The following is a 21,925-nucleotide window of genomic DNA, read 5'->3' on the forward strand; positions in this document are numbered from 1 at the left end:
GCTCAAAGCCCCGTCTTGTGTGCGCGGGAGGTGAAGAAGATGCCCGACGGGCTGTCAGCTTCGATTTCCGCGAGCTTCTCAAAGCTGTGCGTGTCGTAGATCATCACCTTGCCGGCATCGCGGACGGAGACCCAGACTTCGTGACCGCGGGGTGTGAACTCCATATGCAGCACGGCGGGACCTGGCTTGAATTCATGGACCACGTCCTTGCTCGGAGTGTCGATCACCTGGATGGTATCGTTCAGGGGATGGGCGAAATTCACCCAGACCTGGCGTCCGTCGGGGCGGGCCATGGCAAAGACGGGCTGGCCATGGGTGTCGGTGCGACCGGTTTCGGTCAGGTCCTCGGCATTGATCCAGAGCACCTGATGATGGCCGACCGCGGGCAGCACGAACTCGCGGCCGGCACGGGCCCAACCTTCAAGGTGGGGCATCTTGTAGACGGGCAGCTCCTGTTGGCCCCGGCCATATTCCGGCAGTACCCGGATCGGCTTGGGATCCTCGTCCCAGAGATCGATCGCCGTCAGACCGTCCTCACCGAAAAGCCCGGTGATGTAGAGCCGGCCGTCATCGGTAACCAGCGCGTCGTAGGGATTGGTGCCGATATCCGGGATCCTGGTGATCTCCGGGGTGCCGGAGGACATGTCCGCAATCCAGGTCTCGCCATCGTCCCAGAGCGAGAAGACGAAGCGTTTGCCGGGCGCATCGACGAGACCGATGGTTTTGGACCCTGTCGGAATGTCCGCGACCATCTCAAGCGTGTCGGCATCAAAAATCCGGACGCCGCCGGGCTCGTAGTTGGAAACGGCCACCAGAGACCCGTCGTCGGAAATCGCGCCGCCAATGGCATTGCCGGACTGGACGACCCGGTCGGCAATTCTGCGTTCCACAATATCGACCTTGGTCAGGCCGCCATCCCGTCCGAACACATAGGCGTATCGCTGGTCCGGCGAATAGACCAGGCTGGCATGGGAGAGGTCGCCAAGGCCGGAGATCCGGGTCAGCGAAGCCCTCTCGGACTGATCGACCAGAAGCAGCGAACCGGTGGCCCGTTCAACCACGAGGCCAAGATCGCCTGTTGCAAGGATCGTTTCAGCATGAACGCTGCCTGTCATCAGAAGCGCCAGAGCGGCGCTGGCGAGCCATTTCATTTGTCTTCTCCCTGCAGCAGATATTCGGCGATGTTCTTTGCGTCCGCTTCGCTCATCAGCGGCCGCCAGGGCGGCATGGCCGTTCCCGGAATGCCGTCCAGAACGACTTCGGACAGGGTGTCGATGTCATAGTGGGACAGGGCATCGGGGCGGATATCGGGGCCGAGCCCTCCCTTGAGGGTCAGGCCGTGGCAGGATCCGCAATCCTGGTGCACCAGGTTTTTCAGGGCACTCGGGTCTGCCGTGCCACCGGCGAAAGCAGGGCTGCACAAAAAACAGAAAAGAACCGCCAGCCTAAGCATGGGCGCGCTGCCCCGCGGCAGTCGCTTCCACCGCGTGGATTAGGTCCGTCGCCGCAGCGGGCCATTCTTCGCACAAGGTCACGACCTGACCGATCACGAACAGAACCGGGGCCTTCAGGCCGGCATCGCGGACATCGATCGCAACCTGCCCAAGACGGGAGAACAACCGGTTTTCCCGAGGGGTTGTTGCATTGGCGATCGCCATGACGGGTGTGGTTTCGCTCAGGCCCTCGGCCACCAGCCGCATGGCGATCTGGCCGATATTGGCAACGCCCATATAGACGACCAGAGTCGTTTCTTCGCTGGCTAAGCTTTTCCAGTCGAGGTCGAGCATGCCGTTGGCCTGACGGTGTCCGGTCACATAGCGCACGCCGGTCGCAAGACCCCGATGAGTCAGTGGCACCCCGGAGGCAGCCGCCGCGCCCTGGGCGGCGGTGATACCGGGGGCATATTCAACAATGATGCCGTTTGCCTGCAGATGAGCGGCTTCTTCCGAACCCCGGCCGAAGATCAGCGGGTCGCCACCCTTGAGGCGCGCAACCGTCTGGCCGTCCAGAGCCAGTTCGGCGAGGATCTCGTTGATCCTCTCCTGCGGCACCGGATGGTTGTCGGGTGATTTGCCGACCGGTACCATTTGAACGCCGGCCGGAGCGAGGGCGAGAATTTCGGGGGAGACCAGACGGTCATAGACCACCACGTCGGCTTCCTGCAGCATGCGCATGGCCCTGAGGGTCAGAAGTTCCGGGTCGCCCGGGCCTGCACCGATAAGAAAGACTTTTCCAGTCATGGGGACCTCGCTTCTGCTGAAATCAGTCGACCGTCCGGTGCGAAGCGCCGGGGCGCTGTCGTTTGTCGATAAGGACGCGTTGGCACGGCAACGACAGTTTTTTGTACGGCGCTTCGCGGAACCATGATTGCCTGTTTCAGGCGTGGATTGATTGACAATAGTCAAGCTGATCCGGTTCGAATTTGAACAATTTAGTTGTTTGAATTCATTGGCTTACGGAGATCATGCCGATCATTTCCTGGGTTTCCCAATGTGGGCCGCACAGGTAGGTCTGGTCCCCGGGGGTCAGGAACGTGAATTCGAAGACCTCTTCGGGAAAAAGCCGGTCGGTTTCCGGAACGCCTTCATCCTTCAGCACGATCGAATGACTGGTGCGCTTGTCGACATTGACCCAGCGCACGGTGGTGCCGACGGGGACGGTCAGCGCCTGGGGACAAAAGCGATACTTGTACATCTTGACCACGGTCACCCCCTCTTCGTCCGCGGACGGGTGACCGAACATGTCGGCATAGCGCTCTTCAGCTTCCGCGCACAGCGCTATCAGGTCTTCCTCTCCGGCGAGGACAGGGCTTGAGACTGCAAGCGACAGCAGAACCGCGGGACCTATCAGTTGAACAAAACGCATCTTGCTTCTCCCTCGCTCGTTTGAAAGGGGCGGCAGTTGCCCGCCGCCCCTTGTGCTTATTGTTTGGCGACGTTGATCTGTGCCGTGTCGTCATCCAGCGCGAGGCTCGTGTTGAGCGTCACGTGGTGGAACCGCGCAGCGGCATAGTCGTCATGAATCGCGAACCCGACCGTGTAGGTCTTGCCCGGCTCCAGCGGGACATCGCCCGGAGCACCGGAGTTCAGCGGCCGTGAAAAGATCACGGTCCAGACACCGGCTGACAGGTTGGCTTCCGCCGCCATTTCACCGTCATTCACCACCCGGCGCTCCAGCAGGTAACCATTGCTGGCGGTGCCGTCCGCATAGACCCTCAGGAGATCAAGATAGGTGCCATCCTGAAACAGCTGGCTGATCTCGTCAGCGCCTTTCAGCTTGTCCCAGCCACCCTGCGCCTTGCCGCGCCGGCCCTTCACCTCGACCTTGGTCCGGCTTTCGGTCAGGTACTTGGTGATGGTCCCGGATGCTTCCAGCTGACCGGCAACATCCGCGTTGGCGGCAATCGCCTCTGCACCCGGATCAAAGGGCATATAGGTGTTGTCGGCATGACAGGAGGCCCAGCAGCCGGTGGTTTCGCCCAGTTCGATCCCGGTGCCCGTGATCATCATGGCCACCTTGATCTGGTTGTCCGGATCCATCTTGCCGCCATCGACAAACGGAGCCGGGTTGTGACCGGCATCGGGCCACTGAAGACGCACATAGAGAGTGTCGTCGTCATGGGCGGCCTGGACCGTTGCATTGATGAGACCGCGCTTGCCCGGGATCGGTGTCGGCTCGAGATCGCCGCCCGCGACGATCTTGTTGCCGATGGCTTCGAGCTCGGCCGCGTGACAGGTGGTACAGGCATCGCCGCCCTTGGTGAGGGGTCGGGCACCGCCATGGGTCTTGCCATTCTGTACCCATTCAAAGGAGGCCTGACCTGGATAAAACAGCGTCATGTCGGTCGCCGGAACCGACGCCCAGTCGACATTGGCCGCGACGGTGCCGGTTGCCCCGCCCGTGCTTGCCGCATCGCCTGTTGCGCCATCGGCCTTGGCTCGTTCCTCTGCAACGGCAGCGTCCACGGCCGCAGCGATCTGCGCCTGAACGGCTTCCTGCTGGGCTTTCTGCGCCGCCTTGGCAGCGGCCGCTTCTTCCGCTTCCTTGTTGACGATACGCTCCAGGCTGGCGATGTAGGCTGCCGGAATCTCGCGCTTGAACGCGGGGTTCGGAGCTTCGAGTTCTTCCAGATATTCCTCTTCCGCCCGGTCGCGCAGATCCGAATGGGCAATGCCCTTGTGGCAGTCGATACAGGTCTGTCCGGCTTCCATCGCGTTCAGGTGCTGCTGGCGCGCACGTGGTTTCTGGAATTCCGGCATCATCGAGTTGAAGTCGTGACAGTTCCGGCATTCGCGCGAATCGTTGGCCTTCATGCGCTCCCATTCGTTCTGGGCAAGGGCCAGACGCTTGGCCTCGAATTTTTCAGGCGTGTTGATGGTGCCGACCATCTTGCCCCACAATTCCTTGGAGGCCTGGACCTTGCGGATGATCTTGTGGGTCCAGTCTTTCGGCACGTGGCAGTCGGAACACATGGCGCCGACGCCCGAGCGGTTCACGTCGTGAATCGTGCCCTTGTATTCCTCATAAACGTAGTCGCGCATCTCGTGGCAGGAGATGCAGAATTCCTTGGTATTGGTGGCTTCCATCGCAGTGTTGAAGCCACCCCAGAAAATGATACCGGCGACAAAGGCGGCCGTGGCCCCTCCGATCGGCATGCCCCAGATTATGTATCTGCGCCAGATCGGCTTCTTCTTGTCACCTTGGCTGCTCTCGGTCATGTCCAGGCTCCATGTTCATGTTTCTCCACCGTGCCCGATCATGAGCAGGCAGCGATCGCAATGCTGGCGCAGGGAACGGCTCCGTATTTCCTTGTGACCATCTCTCGATGCAGTCCCGACACCGCTGGCAAAAAAGAAGGGCGGGCAGATTGCCCGCCCTTCAGACGCTTGGCTGTTGTCGTCAGGTGACGTGGTTCGAACGGTTGTAGACGTTGAACTTGCCGGTCGGGGCGAAGAGGCCCTTGACCCTGGCTTTTTCCTCGAGCGTCTTCGCATCGAAGATCACGATCTCACCATTCGGCTCTTTCGAGGTCGACCGGTTCCACTTGGAAACCCACACTTCCGAACCATCCTGGTTGAATTCGAAGTGAACGGCGACGTTCCCTTCTTCATCCGTGATCTGGATGGTCTTCACGATCTCGCCGGTCTCCTTGGAGATGACCTGCACCGACTGCTGAACTTCCGGCTCCGGATGTTTGGTCTGGTCGGCCCAGATGTAGTCCGAGGTCGGGTGGGTCCGGATGAACAGGCCCGCGCCGTCGGTTTCCACTTCGTAGCAGACCTTCCAGGCATCGTCCGGACGGTTTTCAGGGTCATTGCCCCAGACCGTCACGGTGCCTTCGCCCAGGTGGGTCGTTCCGGCAACCGGACCGCAATTCGGGTCGTTCCAGTTCGCGCCCGGGCCAGGGTGTGGCAGCGGGGCCGTATCGATCATGGCTTCCAGTTTGTGGGTTTCCGTGTCCACAACGACCATCTTGTTCGAGGCGTTTGCCGCGATCTGGAAGTACCGTCCGCTCGGGTCGAAGAACCCGTCATGCAGGAACTTGGCCGAGTTGATCTTGTCGATCCGCAGGTTGTCCAGGTCGGTGTAGTCCACTTGCCAGAGCTGACCGAGTTCCTTGACAGCAACGATCCAGGTCGGCTCGTTCGGCGTGGTGTAGATCGCCGCCACGCGGCTTTCTTCCACATAGTCGCCGTCGACATTGACACCACGTGTGGAGACGACCTTTTTCGGCTCCATCGTTTCGGCATCGACGATGGCGAAATGCGGCGGCCAGTAGCCCCCACCGATCACGTATTTGCCGTCGCCGGAAACCGCCACATCGCGGGCGTCATAGGCGATCTTCACTTCGGCAACCAGCATGTTCTCCGGGTTCTGCCAGAGATCGATCTTGGTCATCTTGCCGTCGCGGCCCATCGTGTACCAGAAGCGGCCCGGATGTTCCGGTTCTTCCAGCTTGTGGTGCTCGGAGGCTTTCAGGACGTGGACCGCATAGCCGGTCGGGATATGCGCCAGCACTTCCTTGGTGTCACCATCGATAACCGCGACCTTGCCGACGTCACGCTCGATGACGACGAAGAAGTTTTCCCAGTTCCGGCCGTGCAGCGGTTCGGTCGGATAGTCCTTGGGCTCGACATAGACCTTGCGGGTGGCCTCCATCTGCGCCAGCGACATTTCCGGCGGCTTCGGCGCATCCATCATGATGTAGGTGGCCATGTCCTTGATTTCCTGCTCGGTCATGATGTCCGAGAAGTTGTTCATGCCGCCTTCGGTACCCCAGGAAATGATCTTTTCCAGACGCTCCTGACCAAGCTTCAGTGTGCCACCTTCGGTCACTGTGCCGTCAGCTGCGGTCTTCTTCCATTTCGGTTCCAGGTTCTTGCCGGTTGCGCCCTTGCGCAGCACGCCGTGGCAGCCCGCGCATCTTTCGAAATAGAGCTGCTTGGAACTTTCAAAGGCCTCCTCGCTTAACGTTGGGCCCTCTGCAAAGGCAGGCACCGCCGCGCTGCCCAACAACAGCGCGAGACCGGCCGCTAACGCGGGTCCTGTCCTTGTCTTCAGTCTTGGATGTGACATTTTCAAACTCCAAATGCTGGTGAGGCATTCGCGAGACTTGAGCAATCACCCCCCCGCTTCCTTGACTTTCGTTAAGATGATCAGACGGAATTTTATCTGGTCTGGCAGTCATCGATGGCGCAGGGTGACCAAAGCGTGCGTATTCCTTGAATTTTTCCTTAGTAGACTAAGTAAAGTTCCGTATGCGGGAGCTTCTTTTCAAGGGTCGCCTGAATACAGCGAATGGGCTGTTCGTGCCGACTTCGTTATCTGCTTGACTTTGGTTAAGGAAACAGCGCGCCGTGCTGCCACCCTCGAGACTAGGGTACGGACCCATAAAAGAGTCCATTCAGGCCTTGGTCGGGTGCCTTTGACAGGCAACTTGAGACCTGAATGCACGATTTTATGCGTCCGTACCCTCGGATCAACTCGGGGGAAAGGAGCGCGCGATGCGCGAAGTCATGACCAAAAGCATGGCCCGAAACATATTCTATGGCGGGTCGCTGTTCTTCATCGTTATCTTCGTGGGGCTGTCGATACACAGCCATTTCTACATTACCGGCACGTCGACCGACCATGCCGGCATCACGGAGAGCGTGGCCGCGGGCAAGAAGGTCTGGGAAGACAATGCCTGCATCAACTGCCACACCATTTTGGGCGAGGGCGCCTATTACGCTCCCGAAGTTGCCAATGTGATGACCCGCTGGGGTGTCCTTGACGACCCGGACGCCGCCTTTGACACGCTGAAAGGCTGGATGGAGTCCATGCCGACCGGCATCGAGGGCCGCCGCCAGATGCCCAATTTCAACCTCACGGACGAGGAAATCCGCAACCTCGCGGACTTCCTGATCTGGACCGACAAGATCGACGCCCAGGACTGGCCGCCGAACGACGCCGGCTGATCCGAGAGCAAGAGGAACGAACAATGAAATATCAATCTCAAAAGATTGCCCTGGCGTATTTCGGTGTCGCCCTGGCTCTTTTTGCCGTCCAGGTTCTCGGCGGCCTGCTGGCCGGCTGGGTCTATGTCCAACCGACCTTCCTGTCCGAGCTCCTGCCCTTCAACATCATCCGGATGCTGCATACCAACAGCCTGATCGTCTGGCTCCTGCTCGGTTTCTTCGGGGCCGCCTATTTCCTCATTCCCGAGGAAGCGGAACGCGAGATCCATTCACCCAAGCTGGCCTATCTGCAGCTGGCCATCCTGGTGCTCGGCACGCTGGGTGTCGTCGTCACCTATGTCTTCAACCTGTTTGAAGGCAACTGGCTGCTCGGCAAGGAAGGCCGCGAGTTCATCGAACAGCCCAAATGGGTCAAGGTCGGCATCGTCGTCGCTGCGCTGATGTTCCTCTACAACGTCACCATGACGGTGCTGAAGGGCAAGAAGACCGCGATCACCAACATCCTGCTGCTCGGCCTGTGGGGTCTGGCCTTGCTGTTCCTGTTCAGCTTCTACAATCCGCACAACCTGGCGCTCGACAAGCAATACTGGTGGTACATCGTTCACCTGTGGGTTGAAGGTGTCTGGGAACTGATCATGGCCTCGATCCTGGCCTACCTGATGCTGAAACTGACCGGCGTTGACCGGGAAGTGGTCGAGAAATGGCTCTATGTCATTGTTGCAGCAGCCCTCTTCTCCGGCATCCTCGGCACGGGTCACCACTATTACTGGATCGGCACACCCAGCTACTGGCAGTGGATCGGGTCGATCTTCTCCTCGCTGGAGGTGATCCCGTTCTTCGCAATGATGGCCTTTGCCTTCGTCATGGTCTGGAAGGGGCGTCGTGATCATCCGAACAAGGCTGCCCTGTTGTGGTCGCTCGGTTGCGCCACGCTTGCCTTCTTCGGCGCCGGTGTCTGGGGCTTCCTGCATACGCTGCACGGGGTCAACTACTACACCCACGGCACGCAGATCACGGCAGCTCACGGTCACCTGGCCTTCTTCGGCGCCTACGTGTCGCTGAACCTGGCCATCATCACCTACGCCATGCCGATCCTCAGGGGACGCGATCCCTACAACCAGGTGCTCAATATGGCCTCGTTCTGGCTGATGTCCGGTGGCATGGCTTTCATGACCTTCGTCCTGACCTTTGCCGGCACCATCCAGACCCACCTGCAACGGGTCAATGGCGACTACTTCATGGACGTCCAGGACCAGCTGGCCCTGTTCTACTGGATGCGCTTCGGCGCCGGCGCCGCCTTTGTGATCGGGGCTCTCCTGTTCATCTATGCGGTTGCCGTTCCCAAGCGTGAAGTCATCGAATCCGGCCCAAGCGCCGAAGTTCCAGCGGAGTAAGCGCAATGGAAGGAAGTGTATCCTTGGCCAAGGGGGCGGCATCCGCCCCCTTCTACCTGCCCCAGGGAGACGAATGCTCGGTCTTCGAAGCGGCCTATAAAAACGGCCTGCCGGTCCTGCTGAAAGGTCCGACGGGCTGCGGCAAGACCCGCTTCGTCGCTCATATGGCGGCAGCACTCGGGCGCAGGCTCTATACCGTTGCCTGTCACGATGACCTGGCGGCGGCCGATCTGATCGGACGCTATCTTCTGAAGGGCGGGGAAACGGTCTGGGTGGACGGTCCGCTGACCAGGGCCGTACGGGAAGGGGCGATCTGTTATCTCGACGAGGTGGTGGAAGCCCGAAAGGACGTTACTGTCGTCCTGCACCCGTTGACGGATGACCGGCGCACCCTGCCGATCGACCGCACCGGCGAGGAGCTGGTGGCCGCGCCCGGCTTCATGCTGGTGGCCTCCTACAATCCCGGTTACCAGAACATCCTGAAAACCCTGAAACCCTCCACCCGTCAACGTTTCCTGTCGCTGGAATTCGATTTTCCCGCTCCTGAGCTGGAAGCCGATGTTGTCGCGGAAGAAAGCGGTCTGGACCGGTCCCGGGTCGAGGCGCTCGTGCGTCTTGCCGGCAAGCTGCGCGCTTTGAAGGGCCAGGATCTGGAAGAAGGGGTTTCAACCCGCCTGGTGGTCTATGCCGCCACCCTGATTGCCCAGGGCATGCCGGTGGAGCGGGCTGTCCTGACGGCCATGATTGAACCGCTGACGGATGATTCAGACGTGAAACGCGGGCTCCAAGATCTTGTCACGGCCGTGTTTGGGTGAGGCCAGACCGATGGGCAAGATCGACATCGAGCCATGGGAACCCGAAGAAACGGTCGGGAAACTGTGGCACGCTTTTGCAAGCCGCCTCGATGCACCTGAGGTGCATCACGGAGCCGCGGTCGGCCTCTCCGAGGTCGGCGGGCGGCTTGCAGTTCTTTTCCGGGGCCTCGGCGGGAGCCATTCCGTGGAAATCCGTCCGGTCTCGGAGGAGATTTCCCGCCACCGGCTGAGCTTTCTGAGGCGCCTCGGCACGGAAGTCGAAACCGTTCCAAGAGCCAGTTTCGACGGTGAGGTGCTGCGCCTGCCGGCCTCGCTTGCCGTGTTCCCGTCAAGAGACGCCAATGCCGCGCTCTATATCTGGCTCACGGCGCTTGCCGCCTATGCGCCGGACCACGAGCCGGATGACGATCCCTTGCGGACGGATTTGAAACTTCTGTGCGCCGTCTCCCGGATGGTTCGCAGGACCCTCGATCAGGCGCCCGGACTGGCCGAGCTCTACACAGCGCTTTGCCACGGGTCTCTTCATCAAAGACCAAAGGCTTCTGTCTCCGGAATGGAAGCCCGGGTCGAGGCCGTGTTGCGCCATATGCTCGGTGATCCGGCAGAGCTCTCCGAAAAAGAGCTGGCACTGAAGGACAAGATCGACAGCGGGACTCTGGACGAATTCACGGCGCCGCGTGGCTACCGGCCGTTCCGGCCGGTTCCTGTCTGGCCGGACTTGCGTGAAGTGGTGTTTTCCGCAGGTGACATGGTCGAAAACCGGGAAACCGACGGCACGCCGGAAGAGGCAGGTGACAAGACGGTGCGTGCGCGCCGGCGCCAGGCCGATCAGGCCGAGCGCAAGGACAGCCTGATCCTGCACAAGTTCGAAGCGATCCTGAGCTGGGCGGAATTCCTCAATCTCAATCGCCGCGTCGATGATGACGACAATGACAACGCCAAGAAGGCCGCGGACGATCAGGACGAAATCGGCCTCGGCCAGATCTCCAAGGCTCCGGCGACACGGCTGAAGCTGCATCTGGATCTCGCTCCGGAGGATGTCGACCGGGAACGGCTCTCCGGCAAGGTGCTTTATCCGGAATGGGACACCCGCTCGGGCAAGTACCTGCAGGATCACGTCTGCGTGCTGACCAGCGTTGCGGAGGCCGATCCGGACAGGACCATTGCCGAGCAGGATCCGCGCGCCGCGCGCCGGATCCGGTCGGTCAAGAAACAGTTCGAAGCCTTGCGTCCTGGCCGGGTGACAACGCGCGGCCACTTGGAAGGCGACCGGCTGGATATGGACACGGCCGTGCGGTCCGAAGTCGAACGCATTGCCAGCGGCAGCGGCAATGACCGGATCTGGCTGCAGACCAGACCGGAAGCCCGTGATCTCGCCGTTTCGATCCTGCTCGATGTGTCCCGCTCCACGGAAAGCGCGGTGACCGGCCGGGCGGTGATCGACATTGAACGCGAGGCACTGACGGCGCTTGCCTGGGGGCTCAATGCCTGCGGTGATGATTTTGCCATTACCGCCTTTTCCTCGCTGAAGCGCCAGCGCGTTTACCTGCAAAGCTGCAAGCGCTTCGACGAACCGATGTCGGCAACCGTGGAACACCGGATCAGCGGCCTCAGGCCAGGCTTCTACACCCGTCTGGGCGCTGCCATGCGGCATTGCTCGGCGGAGCTGGCGGAGCAATCGCGCAAACGCAAGCTGCTCCTGGTGATCACCGACGGCAAGCCGAACGATCTCGACCACTATGAAGGCCGGCATGGGATTGAGGACACGCGCATGGCGGTCCGCGAGGCCCGACGCGCAGGCCAGTCGCTCTTTGGTGTCACCATCGACAAGACCGGCAAGTCCTGGTTCCCGCGGCTCTTCGGTCAGGGGGGCTTTGCCGTCATTCCACATCCGGACCGCCTGACCCAGGCCCTGCCGCAGATCTACCGGCAACTGGTAGGCGGATAGGAATGAGCAGGAACAGTGCCCAGTCCCGGTCCGGTGGTCTGGACGACCTGCCGGGCGACCTGATGATGTGGGTCCTGATCGTGAGCGAGCTGCTGGTGTTTGGCGCCGGACTTGCCGCCTTTCTCGCCGTACGGATCACCGACCCTGTCGGCTTTGCCGAAGCAAAAGCGGTATTGCATCCGGCGCTTGCCGGCACCAATACCATCGTGCTGATCACGAGCGGTTTTTTCGCTGCCAGGGCGGTTGCGCTGCGCCTCCTGGAGCGCCGCCGCGCCGCGCGTTGGTGTCTTGTGGCCGCGATGGCGCTCGGCTGTGTTTTCGTAGCCATCAAGACCTATGAATATGTCGATTTGGCCGGTCAGGGCTTCTCCACCGAAACCCACCCGTTTTTCACTTTCTACTATCTTCTGACCGGATTTCACGCTGTCCACGTCCTTGCCGGCATCCTCATTCTTGCGCTGGTTGCCTGGAAGGACACGCCGCGCAACATGGAAGTCGGCACGGCCTTCTGGCACATGGTCGACCTTGTCTGGGTGCTGCTGTTTCCGGTGATTTATCTGCTGGCGTGAGGATCGATGACAGTCAACAGCATCTCACAGGCCTGGTTTCAGCTTTTGCTCCTAAGCGCGGCGTCGGTTCTCCTGGCGACAGGACTGGTAGAGAGCGCCGGTGTCGCCCTGACAGGCTCGCTGGTGCTGCTGCTGGCCTGGCTGAAAGCCCGTGTCATCCTGTCGAGCTATCTGGGGCTTGCCCAGGCACCGGCCTGGCGCAGCGGGTTCAATCTGGTGCTCGGCCTGTTCTGCCTGCTGCTGCTGTTGCTCTATCTGGTGCCAGCCTTTCGGTGACAAAACCCCAGGGCTCGTGATCCAGGACAGGAAGGAGGGGCGAGGGCCTTTGCCTTGCCTTTCCGCATTTCCTAGTGTCGCCCCGGGCGAGCTTCGCGAGATCCAGGGCCTACTTATTTCCAGAGCGCCCGGTCTTTTCGCGGGGAGCCTCCGCAGAATTCTTGGTGTCTTGCGCTTCAGCAAAGCGGCCCGGCGAGTAGGCCCCGGCTCTGCGCTGCGCTTCGGCCGGGGTGACACAGCTGCGAAGGCCGGCCCACCTAAAGCAGAGCTGAAAAGTGGCCTGATTTTGCCGGTCCTACTTCGCCACGCCGTCTCCTTCGGTGTCACCCCGGGCGAGCTGCGCGAGACCCGGGGCCTACTCGTTTCCAGAGAACCTGATCCTCTCGCACAGCGGATCCGCAAAAATTTGAATGCCCTGCGCTACAGCAAGGCGCTCTGCGAGTAGGCCCCGGCTCTCCGCTGCGCTGCGGCCGGGGTGACACCGGGGTTTGCAAGAACCTCAAAGGAAAAGCGGAACAGTTGGCACTAGACGGAGCGATTCTGCGCACTCGACTGCAAAAAAGTGCTGCAAGTGGCTCAAACCACTTGTCCAATACCGCGACATTCCACGCCCATTCTCCCTCACTTGCCCCTCCAGAACCGCATTTTGTGATGTTCGTCACACTTTGCCTGCGCGTGTTTCTTCGCAGTCCGGAGGCGACTGTGCAGAAAACTGCACAGTTCCATATTTTAACACTTTCGCTGAGGAGAGAATTTTCGCTGCGAAAACAATCACATCACGAAAATTACGCAAGTTGGCACACCCGTTGCAATTCTCTCCCCATCGGCTCCAGACAACGAGCCCCGGAAGTCAACAACAAGAACAGACACTCACTGAACGCACAGCCAGGCAGGAGATTTCAAAATGTCCAACATCGCTTACATCACCATCAAAGGCGCAACCCAGGGCGACATGACGTCCGACGCAACCACCGCCGACAGCATCGGCAACCTGTGGCAGGAAGGCCATGAAGGCGAATCCCTCGTCTATGCCTTCGAACAGAACGCCATCGTGCCCCGTGACCCGCAGTCCGGTTCGATCATCGCCACCCGCCGCCACATGCCGACCACCTTCATGAAGCCGGTCGACAAGGCCACGCCGCTCCTGTGGCAGGCCCTGGCCACCGGCGAGAGCCTGGAAATCGAAGTCCAGTTCTGGCGCACCTCGACTGCCGGTGTTCAGGAACACTACTACACGATCAAGTTCGAGGACGCGGTTCTGGTGGAAGGCAAGACGATCCTGCCGGATGTCAATGACGAAGCCAACGCGTCCCGCGGCGACACCGACAAGTGGTCCTTCACCTACCGCAAGTGTGACTGGACCCACGAAAAGGCCGGCACCAGCGCCTCCGACGACTACCGCGCCCCAGTCACCTAAGCCCGGTCACCTAAGACCAAAACGCCTCCGGGCTGCGACCTGCAACGCAGCCCACCTGTCGGACAGGGTGCCCCTCCTGCCGGCTCAAACCGCCCGGTTCTGCGACCGGGCGGTTTTTCTTTGCCTTGTCTCAGTGTCACCCCGGGCGAGCTTTGCGAGACCCGGGGCCCACTCGTTGCCAGAGCATTTGGATCTTCAGAAGGGAGTGGCTGCGCTTCTCTGCATTTCTTGCTCCCCCTTGGCAAGCGGATCTGCGAGTAGGCCCCGGCTCTCCGCTTCGCTTCGGCCGGGGTGACATTGGGGGAATGGAGCTGCAAAGAAGACGAAGAGTTGGGGCGCACTAACCTGCTATCGCGCCCTTAATTCCAACTGCCATTGGAGAGGTCGGCATATCTTCACGTGTCACCCCGGGCGAGCTATGCGAGACCCGGGGCCTACTCGCTTCCAGAGCAGTCGGATTTTCAGAAGGGGATGGCTGTATTTCTCTGCATTTCGGGAACGCTTTCAACAAGCGGCTTCGCGAATGGGCACCAGCTCTCCGCTGCGCTGCAGCCGGGGCACTGACACTGGAGAAATTGCATGGATCTTCGGGGCAGCCAATTCAGGCCGTTCAAGAGGGGGCTATGCGATGCCTTGCGGAAACCCCGGATTTGATGTTGTTGCTGGTGGCGAGCCAAAGGAGTGGGAGCGCCAGGGTGTCAGTTCTCAGTCCCTGAAGGCTGCCGCAAGCTGCTCGGGCAGATCGAATTCCGCAAGAACGCGCTGGCGGCCTGCGTCCGACATTTTCCGAGCCGTTTTCTGGACAATGCCGAGCACCTTGTCATCCGTGTGTTTGGCGGCGAAGGGAGCGAAGTACCATTTCAGAAAAACAAAGCAGATCGTGTCTTCGAGGGCCTGCACATCGGCATGGCGTTTGATGCCTTCCTTGCGCAGCATGCGGGCAGCAGCAGCAACGTCATCGTCGCCGTAACCGGCCTGGGCCATGATCTCGCTCACCCGTTCCGCGTGATGGCCGGCCAGGTCGCGCCGCCAGGCATGATAGCCGGCTTTTCCGTCCGGATAGGTGGCGCGCGGAACGGTCCAGCGTTCGATATGCTGGCCGCGGGCGGCGATCTTCAGCGGATCGTTGGCCTCCGGGAACAGCCGGTCCAGCTCCGCGCTCATGCGTTCACCGTAGAGCCGGGCCGCAGGCGCGCCGTCTTCCAGGTTGGGATCGGCGGAATTGGCTTGATCGATCGCCGCAAGGGCTTGGGTCAGATGTGTCATTGCGCTTTGTGCCAGGCCTCGACCGGATCGCTTTCAGAATATTCGCGCAGGCGGTCGATATCCTCGATCGCCGCATGATTGCGTTTGATATGAACTCCGGCGGCCTTCAACCGCGCGAAGGACCGGGACAGGCTCTCCGGCTTCATGCCGAGACGTCCGGCGATCAGGAACTTGTCGTAGGGCAGGGTGACGACGCAGCTGCCGCTCTCCTGTTCGCAAAGTTCCAAAAGGAATTCCGCCACCCGTTGCGGGCCGGTCTGGGCCTTGAGCTGTTCGAGCTGGGAAACCAGTGAATGCAGATGCATGAAGGTGGACGCAAGCACCGCAACGGCGATCTCAGGCTCCTTGCGCATGGCTTCCAGCAACGCGACACTCGGGATGCGCATGACTTCGCAATTGGTGACGGCTTCTGCGGAGACGGGATAGGGATGACCGCGAAAGGCGACGGCTTCACCGAAGCTCTGGCCCTTGGCAAAGACATTCACCACGGCCTCGCCGCCATTGGGCGCGATGCGGTAAAGTTTGACCCAGCCATCGGTCACGATGTGAATGGCCTTGGCGGTCTCGCCCTGCAGAAACAGCGTCTCGCCGCGGTCATATTCGCGCCAGCTCGACATGGACAGCACCATGTCCTGGGTGTCTTGCGGAAAACTCTGCAACAACAGCGAGTTCTGCGCAATTTTCTTGCGTCGTTCATTCGGCATGTGTTGTTCCTTGTCAGGTTCCCCGACGAACCTGCCCCTCCTCGTCTCATTGGGATTTTACACAATCCCCGGCAGGGGTCACCTCTGTTGAATTGCGGATATGGCAGGGATTCCCGTCCGGGAAATTGACCGATGTCATGTCAACGGGGTTTCTCCGCGCCTAGTCTTGCCGGAACAGACGAGAAAGCGGGGATGTCATGGACTATCAAGCCTTCTTCCGAAATCAGCTCGCAGACCTCAAGCAGGAGGGAAACTATCGGGTCTTTATCGACCTGCAGCGCAAATGCGGCACGTTTCCCGAAGCGGTCCGGACCCACACGAGGGGCCAGGACGACGTCACCATCTGGTGTTCCAACGACTATCTTGGCATGGGCCAGCATCCCAAGGTCGTGGCCGCGATGCATGAGGCCATCGATCGCTGCGGCGTTGGCGCCGGCGGCACCCGCAACATCTCCGGAACCACCCACGACCATGTGCTGCTGGAAGAGGAGCTGGCCGACCTGCACGGCAAGGAAGCCGCCCTGGTGTTCACCTCCGGCTATGTCTCGAACTGGGCTGCGCTCGGCACGCTGGCGTCGAAGATCCCCGGCTGCATTGTCTTTTCGGACAGTCTCAATCACGCCTCCATGATCGAGGGCATCCGCCATTCGCGGGCCGAGAAGGTCATCTGGAGCCACAACGATCTGGACGACCTGGAACAAAAGCTCAAGGCGGCCGACCCGGCGAAGCCGAAGCTGATTGCCTTCGAGAGCGTCTATTCCATGGATGGCGATATCGCACCGATCAAGGAGATCTGCGATCTGGCCGATGCCTATGGCGCCATGACCTACCTCGATGAAGTCCATGCCGTCGGGCTTTATGGGCCGCGCGGCGGCGGGATTGCCGAACAGGAAGGGCTGATGGACCGGCTGACGGTGATCGAAGGCACGCTCGGCAAGGCCTTCGGTGTGGTCGGCGGATATATCGCGGCCAGCGCCGAGCTGTGTGACTTCGTGCGCAGCTTTGCCAGCGGCTTCATTTTCACGACCGCCTTGCCACCGGCTGTCGCGGCCGCCGCCACGGCCTCGATCAGGCATCTGAAGGAAAGTGACCGGGAACGCAAGGCACAGAAGGAGATCGTCGCCAAAGTCCGCAAGCGTCTCGACACGCTCGGCATTCCCCATGTCGACAATCCGAGCCACATCATCCCGGTCATTGTCGGCAATCCGGCAAAATGCAAATTCCTGTCAGACACATTGCTTAATGATTTTGGCATTTACATCCAGCCGATCAACTATCCAACGGTTCCCAAGGGCACCGAACGGCTCCGGATCACCCCGTCACCGGTCCATTCCTGTGGCGATATCGACCGGCTGATCGTTGCCCTGCATTCGCTCTGGAACCAGTGTCAGCTGGCAAGACAGTCAAGAGCGGCTTGAGTGGCAGTAAGTGCGACGGACAAAGGGCGGTGGCCGTACCGCATGATAGGACTTCGACGGCTTGGCCTCTGGCCGGCGGACAGGCCCTGATTGGCGCTGACGCAGCCGGTCTCTTTCGCTAGCAACTGAAGCGCTGCGTCAGAAACAGGTTTTGTCGCTAGGCCGCTGCATTCTGCGGAAGTGTCACATCAGGGTCGTTCGTTTGCCGGTATTGGCCTGACGCGCTTGTCGAAGCCCATTCAGAAGCAGCAACAGGGACGTGATCAGCATGCAAACTCCATAGTTTGCAAAGATTGTGGATGGGAGCATCGAGTCGCCAAATGCCACGATCAAAAGGTAAACAACCAGACCAAATCCAAGGCAGGCGGTCTGAATGACGCCTTTGACCCGGCCCAGATGAGAGTCGTTGACGCATCTTTGTATCTCGACGTCGATCAGGATCCTGGCAATGTTGTAAATTGCGCCGAGAAATGCCAGCTGGACCATTGCGGGAAAGAAGGTCGGGACGACAAAGAACGCGGCCATACACATCCCGGACGCGAAAAGTGCATAGTAGATTGAACTTTTCGCCGGGTTGCCGAAAAAAGTGGTCGTGAGGACGACACTGGCAACAACCGATCCGACCGCCCAGGCTGCCTCGAGGTAGCCGAATTCGATCGAGGTCCCATGCAACTCGCGCAATACATAGCCAGACAGAAGAATGTTGATGAGCATGCCTGTCGTGTAGATCTGCGCATAGATAATCGTCAGCTTTCGCAATCGGGTTTGTCGCCAGAGCAAGGTGATGCTTGCCGTTTGCAGGGGTGTTTCTGTTGATGCCTCAGTTCGGTGCCGAGGGGACGCTGTTCGAAAAAACATTGAAAGTCCAAGCATCAACAGCGTTGACGCGACGAAGCAGGCAGCGATGGCAAAAAGTGCGTCGCGTTGCGAGACGGTCTCCAGAAGTATTCCGATGGCAAAGGCACCAACCAGATTGCCAGCCTGCATGCCCACATAGAACCAGGCATTGAATGAAACGAGCCGGCCATACTGGCAAACCGAGGGGACCATGGATTGGATTGCGGTGATGTAAATACGATCGGCTGCAAAGTAGAAGATGACCGCCAGAAATAGGGCAACAGGACTGCTCCAGGCGGCGAGTGATAATCCCAAAGCCAGTGCAATCAGCACCCTTGCCAGATCGGCAATGATGCAAACCGTTTGCCTTTTGAACCGATCCGCCAGAAATCCGGCCGGACCGCTGATCGCGAATTCGGTGATTGTGCCGACAATCAAAAGAAGCGCAACCGATCTCACGCTATTTGTTGTTACCAGCATTATCCATGCAGTCGATACAAAGAATGCGTTTCGACTTATACTGGAAACAAACATGCTTGAGAGGAAAAGGCCACGTATCTGACGCGTCATTTACGCAAATGCTTTCGAGTAAGTTCTGGTTCTTTCAAGCATGGTTGTCTCGACTGATTTTGGGTCTCTCCATGACCAGTCAACCAAGTCTGAGCCATTCTCGGCATACAGCAGAGTGAGCGGAAGTTTTTCGTAGCAAAACTCGGGGGGTATTGCGGGTCGAATCATCATCGTCACAAAGTCTCTTAGGGAGTCTTTTGAATTAGAAGAAACGATTGTGTAAAAATTTCCACTATTCCACGTGGCTGCAGAGTATCTGAAGTGTTTACTTAAAGCTGATATTGTTTTATTGAGGCAAACCTCACAGTCTGTCATGGTTTCCAGGATTTCGCGTTTTTTTGCTTTGACTTGACCGTGTAGAAAATATTTGGCCTTGAACGTCTCGTCTTTTTGCACCTCGCGCCGGTCGTATTCTTCCAGGTCTGGATGTGAGATTTTTTCAATTTGTACAAAAACTCCATCCGCTCGAATTCTCGGTGCGACGAACGCAAACTGGTTTTCCCGATCTGAGCCGTACATCTGAAAGGTCGTGTCTTCGAGCAATACGTCGAAACCATCCTGAAAGGGTTGCAGCTCCAAATCCTCAGCGTAGCGTTTTTCGGTCAATTCGAAAAACGGGCCATGAAAGAAATGCGCGTCTCCGCTCCCCCGCTTGGCATAGAAACAATCGCGATTTCCAGCGGTTGGGCTGCAGCAAAGGGTTTTAAGCCGGCCGTCGCCCAGCTTGGCAAGTGTGCGGACGAACGTTCCTTCCCCGGCGCCAAGCGTGTAAATTGTTGCAGCGCGTTCGCTGCGGGCCCAAACCCTTTGACCATATGCAAGGATGGCAGCCCCAAGACGGCATTCCTCTTCCAGTCGAAACGGAATGCTGGCGAAGTAATGACGATCAAAATGACCCCAGAGCCGACGATGGCTGTCCCAAAACACAAGACAATCCAGGTCATTTTGAAGAAGATGTTGATCTGGGGCCGGTTCCTTCAGGTCGGGTGAGCCAGCTTTGCCTGCGGCCGTGTTGTTGAAGAAGGACGCAAACGAATTCAGACGCGGTGCCTTGCGCCATTCTTCGATAATCTTGTCGGAAGTCACGTAACTATACCCTGATTGCAAAGAAGTTAAATTGAAACGAATGAGTGTGATTTCACTGGCCAAGGGTCTCTTTTGATACATCTAATGTATGAAGAGTCTCATTTGATCGAATTAGTGAATTAAGTCGAAAATAAAAGCTAGAAAAAGTGTTCACTAAACTTTCCTTTAGTTATTGATATTCTGATTAAAGATCTGAAAGATTGAAACGATCCTGTTGTGTAGCAGTGTGTCTTGATTGGGAAAATGAAGGCATCGTTCGCAAGGGCCTCTAGAATTTCAATATTTTGGTGCAATAAGATATTTTTGCTCTACAAAATTGTGAATGTTTTTTGAAATATTTGTGTATTTTTGCGAGTGTTCTGGATCATAATTCCACCTATAGGGGTGGTAATTTTCAGTTCAGGCATCGCGTCTTTACCCATGTTTTTGTTGTGTGGCTGCCGCGCGAAAGGTCGAAAACTCTTTAAATTACCTTCTTTTAAAGTGCCTTCCGGCTAATCGTGGCAGGGGGGGGCTTTTGCAGCTTCTCGTTGGGGCCTTGGTGCTGACAGCGTTTCCGATATTGGCGTCAGTCGCCTTGTGTCTCCCGTCGGATTGGCTGGGGCTGGTCCGCATTTTTCGCTACAGTCATTGATAACAAGAAAGAAAAAAGCACGTAAAACTTGTTTTTTTTGCCAAAAGGTTTGTTGCAAATTCATGACCCCGAACAGGGAGAGTTGGCATCCTTGGCGGTTCGAGTTGATATGAATACTTTCAAGAATTGATTTTCAGCTTCAAAATCAAGTTTAAAGATATCAAATAATAAACTAAAGCCATGAAAATGATCACCATTTTTGAATGTTGATTTGAAACTTCCGAAAAGTTTTTGAAAAAATCGTGTCATAAAACTGTCACCTGACTGAATTACCAAACTTACGCAGCTATTGATTGTGCGAAACGAGAAGTGCCCGCAATTTTTGATTGAATTATTCAGGACGGCTAAGTGAATCTGCAATTTGATGATATGCACGTAGTGGTTGACAGAAAGCTGGACTTGGACCGCCTTTCAGGTTTGTCATCTGTCGATTTTTCAGCCGCAGGATACTTGCCCGACCAGGCACCCATGTCCGTGGAGATACAACCGACGGCGAATTGCCATCGTGTCTGCACCTTCTGTTCGCACATCGCGCGCAACAAAGGCGGACGTGAGTTGTCCGAGGCAGAAGTTGCCGGTTTGCTCGAGGAATTCCGGCAAATGCGGATCGGCCGTGTGATCTTCTCTGGCGGCGGTGAGCCGTTGCACTGGGGCCTAGAGCGGATCGAACGGTCGATCGCTCTCGCAGACAGGTTTTCGCGTGTTGCACTCGTCAGCAGCGGCGATCAGCTTTGGGATCGAGAAGCCGGTGCATTGGACCCGTCGGCCGGCCGTCTGCTGCCGCACCTTTCCGAAATGTTTCTCAATATTCCCGATGTCGACGAAGACGAGTGGCGCAAGCAGGTTGTGGGCGGCAACACGTGGCCGGAAGCACACGCCATGTTGTCGGGTCTGGTCGAGTTGAAGGCGCGCAGGTCTTTCGAGCGTCTGAACATCTACGCTGTCGTGGTCGTCACCAGGCAGAACATCAAAAATATCGGCAAGATCGACGAGACGCTGGCTGCCATCGGCGTGGACGGGATCTACTACAAGCAATTCAAGGCGTTCGAGCAGCGGAAGGTCGACAAGATCAAGGCGGACAACGAAACGTTGCGCCTCAAGATCGACGAGCTGACCACCCCGGACTCCAGATCGCCGTGGCTGCAACGGTTCGTGAAATCGCTCTCCGTTCCACCGGTGGCGACCGCACGATGCTGGGCCAACCGCGGCGGCCTTTTCGCATGCATTGACCCCAATGGCAGCGTGTTCGCCTGTACGCCGACCGTCGGCGACCAGACCTACGCGATTGGCAACATTCATGATCGCCGTTTCGAAGACGTATGGAGCGGCCGGACGCGTCGCACCGTTGTCGAGGAACTCGACCAGCGAGCGGCCTGTGGCGGGTGCCCGGCGGAATGCCGGGAGCACACCCTGAATGAAGCGGTCGAACTCCGCATTCAGAACGCCTGAAGTAAAAACCACCCGGATAGGCAAATGGCAAAATCGATAGCGAAGAAAGTGTGCGCTCGGCGCAAAGGCGACAAGCAAAGGGTTT

Annotated in this window: 19 protein-coding genes and 1 pseudogene; 9 read left to right on the forward strand and 11 right to left on the reverse strand. The window is 58.5% G+C overall.

Going from position 1 to position 21,925, the window contains the following annotated elements; genetic code table 11:
- Positions 1 to 2 precede the first annotated feature (2 nt).
- The 7 genes and pseudogenes from ACO6TG_RS19205 to ACO6TG_RS19235 form a co-directional block, all read right to left on the reverse strand.
- Positions 3 to 1,151, reverse strand: coding sequence for a cytochrome D1 domain-containing protein (locus tag ACO6TG_RS19205; RefSeq protein ID WP_422374667.1), 1,149 nt, complete (start codon positions 1,149 to 1,151; stop codon positions 3 to 5).
- Positions 1,148 to 1,453, reverse strand: a complete 306-nt coding sequence (locus tag ACO6TG_RS19210) for a c-type cytochrome (protein WP_422374668.1) — start codon at positions 1,451 to 1,453, stop codon at positions 1,148 to 1,150. Before ACO6TG_RS19210 ends, ACO6TG_RS19205 begins: the two co-directional genes overlap by 4 nt.
- On the reverse strand, positions 1,446 to 2,240 hold the full coding sequence (cobA, locus tag ACO6TG_RS19215; protein WP_422374669.1) for a uroporphyrinogen-III C-methyltransferase: 795 nt from the start codon (positions 2,238 to 2,240) through the stop codon (positions 1,446 to 1,448). Before cobA ends, ACO6TG_RS19210 begins: the two co-directional genes overlap by 8 nt.
- Positions 2,241 to 2,445: 205 nt before the next feature.
- Positions 2,446 to 2,865, reverse strand: coding sequence for a cupredoxin domain-containing protein (locus tag ACO6TG_RS19220; protein WP_422374670.1), 420 nt, complete (start codon positions 2,863 to 2,865; stop codon positions 2,446 to 2,448).
- Positions 2,866 to 2,921: 56 nt separating this feature from the next.
- Complete coding sequence (locus ACO6TG_RS19225) at positions 2,922 to 3,839, reverse strand: ethylbenzene dehydrogenase-related protein (RefSeq protein ID WP_422378913.1); 918 nt, start codon at positions 3,837 to 3,839, stop codon at positions 2,922 to 2,924.
- Between the two features lie 324 nt (positions 3,840 to 4,163).
- Positions 4,164 to 4,628 (reverse strand): annotated as a pseudogene (locus tag ACO6TG_RS19230) (NapC/NirT family cytochrome c); the annotation flags it as partial.
- A gap of 271 nt (positions 4,629 to 4,899) precedes the next feature.
- A complete protein-coding gene (locus ACO6TG_RS19235) occupies positions 4,900 to 6,576 on the reverse strand; it encodes a cytochrome D1 domain-containing protein (RefSeq protein ID WP_422374671.1) in 1,677 nt (558 codons plus the stop codon).
- 428 nt (positions 6,577 to 7,004) lie between these two features.
- Here ACO6TG_RS19235 and ACO6TG_RS19240 point away from each other — a divergent pair, with 428 nt between their 5' ends.
- The 7 genes from ACO6TG_RS19240 to ACO6TG_RS19270 all read left to right on the forward strand — a co-directional run bounded on the left by ACO6TG_RS19240 (position 7,005) and on the right by ACO6TG_RS19270 (position 13,876).
- Positions 7,005 to 7,457, forward strand: a complete 453-nt coding sequence (locus ACO6TG_RS19240) for a c-type cytochrome (RefSeq protein WP_422374672.1) — start codon at positions 7,005 to 7,007, stop codon at positions 7,455 to 7,457.
- 23 nt (positions 7,458 to 7,480) lie between these two features.
- On the forward strand, positions 7,481 to 8,851 hold the full coding sequence (locus ACO6TG_RS19245; protein WP_422374673.1) for a cbb3-type cytochrome c oxidase subunit I: 1,371 nt from the start codon (positions 7,481 to 7,483) through the stop codon (positions 8,849 to 8,851).
- A gap of 5 nt (positions 8,852 to 8,856) precedes the next feature.
- Entirely contained in the window at positions 8,857 to 9,666 is an 810-nt protein-coding gene (locus ACO6TG_RS19250) for a CbbQ/NirQ/NorQ/GpvN family protein (protein WP_422374674.1), read from the forward strand.
- Between the two features lie 10 nt (positions 9,667 to 9,676).
- Positions 9,677 to 11,614, forward strand: coding sequence for a nitric oxide reductase activation protein NorD (locus ACO6TG_RS19255; protein WP_422374675.1), 1,938 nt, complete (start codon positions 9,677 to 9,679; stop codon positions 11,612 to 11,614).
- 2 nt (positions 11,615 to 11,616) lie between these two features.
- The gene (locus tag ACO6TG_RS19260; RefSeq protein WP_422374676.1) at positions 11,617 to 12,183 is read left to right on the forward strand and encodes a cytochrome c oxidase subunit 3; all 567 of its coding nucleotides are present in this window, start codon (positions 11,617 to 11,619) and stop codon (positions 12,181 to 12,183) included.
- 6 nt (positions 12,184 to 12,189) lie between these two features.
- Positions 12,190 to 12,459, forward strand: a complete 270-nt coding sequence (locus ACO6TG_RS19265) for a hypothetical protein (RefSeq protein ID WP_422374677.1) — start codon at positions 12,190 to 12,192, stop codon at positions 12,457 to 12,459.
- Between the two features lie 904 nt (positions 12,460 to 13,363).
- Complete coding sequence (locus ACO6TG_RS19270; protein ID WP_422374345.1) at positions 13,364 to 13,876, forward strand: Hcp family type VI secretion system effector; 513 nt, start codon at positions 13,364 to 13,366, stop codon at positions 13,874 to 13,876.
- 705 nt (positions 13,877 to 14,581) lie between these two features.
- On the opposite strand, the gene ACO6TG_RS19275 is transcribed toward ACO6TG_RS19270, so the two are convergent.
- Together ACO6TG_RS19275 and ACO6TG_RS19280 are read right to left on the reverse strand one after the other, a co-directional pair.
- Positions 14,582 to 15,142: a DUF4202 domain-containing protein gene (locus ACO6TG_RS19275; protein ID WP_422374678.1), complete on the reverse strand. Its 561-nt coding sequence runs from the start codon at positions 15,140 to 15,142 to the stop codon at positions 14,582 to 14,584.
- Complete coding sequence (locus ACO6TG_RS19280; RefSeq protein WP_422374679.1) at positions 15,139 to 15,846, reverse strand: Crp/Fnr family transcriptional regulator; 708 nt, start codon at positions 15,844 to 15,846, stop codon at positions 15,139 to 15,141. Before ACO6TG_RS19280 ends, ACO6TG_RS19275 begins: the two co-directional genes overlap by 4 nt.
- Positions 15,847 to 16,043: 197 nt before the next feature.
- Here ACO6TG_RS19280 and hemA point away from each other — a divergent pair, with 197 nt between their 5' ends.
- A complete protein-coding gene (hemA, locus tag ACO6TG_RS19285) occupies positions 16,044 to 17,264 on the forward strand; it encodes a 5-aminolevulinate synthase (RefSeq protein ID WP_422374680.1) in 1,221 nt (406 codons plus the stop codon).
- 183 nt (positions 17,265 to 17,447) lie between these two features.
- Here the strand turns inward: hemA and ACO6TG_RS19290 are convergent, their stop codons facing one another.
- Positions 17,448 to 18,671 carry an MFS transporter gene (locus ACO6TG_RS19290; protein ID WP_422374681.1) on the reverse strand — a complete coding sequence of 408 codons (1,224 nt, stop codon included), beginning with the start codon at positions 18,669 to 18,671 and terminating at the stop codon, positions 17,448 to 17,450.
- Entirely contained in the window at positions 18,672 to 19,757 is a 1,086-nt protein-coding gene (locus ACO6TG_RS19295; protein ID WP_422378914.1) for a class I SAM-dependent methyltransferase, read from the reverse strand. It abuts the gene before it with no gap.
- A 982-nt stretch (positions 19,758 to 20,739) separates the two neighbouring features.
- Between ACO6TG_RS19295 and ACO6TG_RS19300 the strand changes: the two genes are divergently transcribed.
- Positions 20,740 to 21,840, forward strand: coding sequence for a radical SAM protein (locus ACO6TG_RS19300; RefSeq protein WP_422374682.1), 1,101 nt, complete (start codon positions 20,740 to 20,742; stop codon positions 21,838 to 21,840).
- Positions 21,841 to 21,925: the final 85 nt, after the last annotated feature.

It is taken from the genome of Roseibium sp., from assembly GCF_965233565.1.
Classification (GTDB): domain Bacteria; phylum Pseudomonadota; class Alphaproteobacteria; order Rhizobiales; family Stappiaceae; genus Roseibium.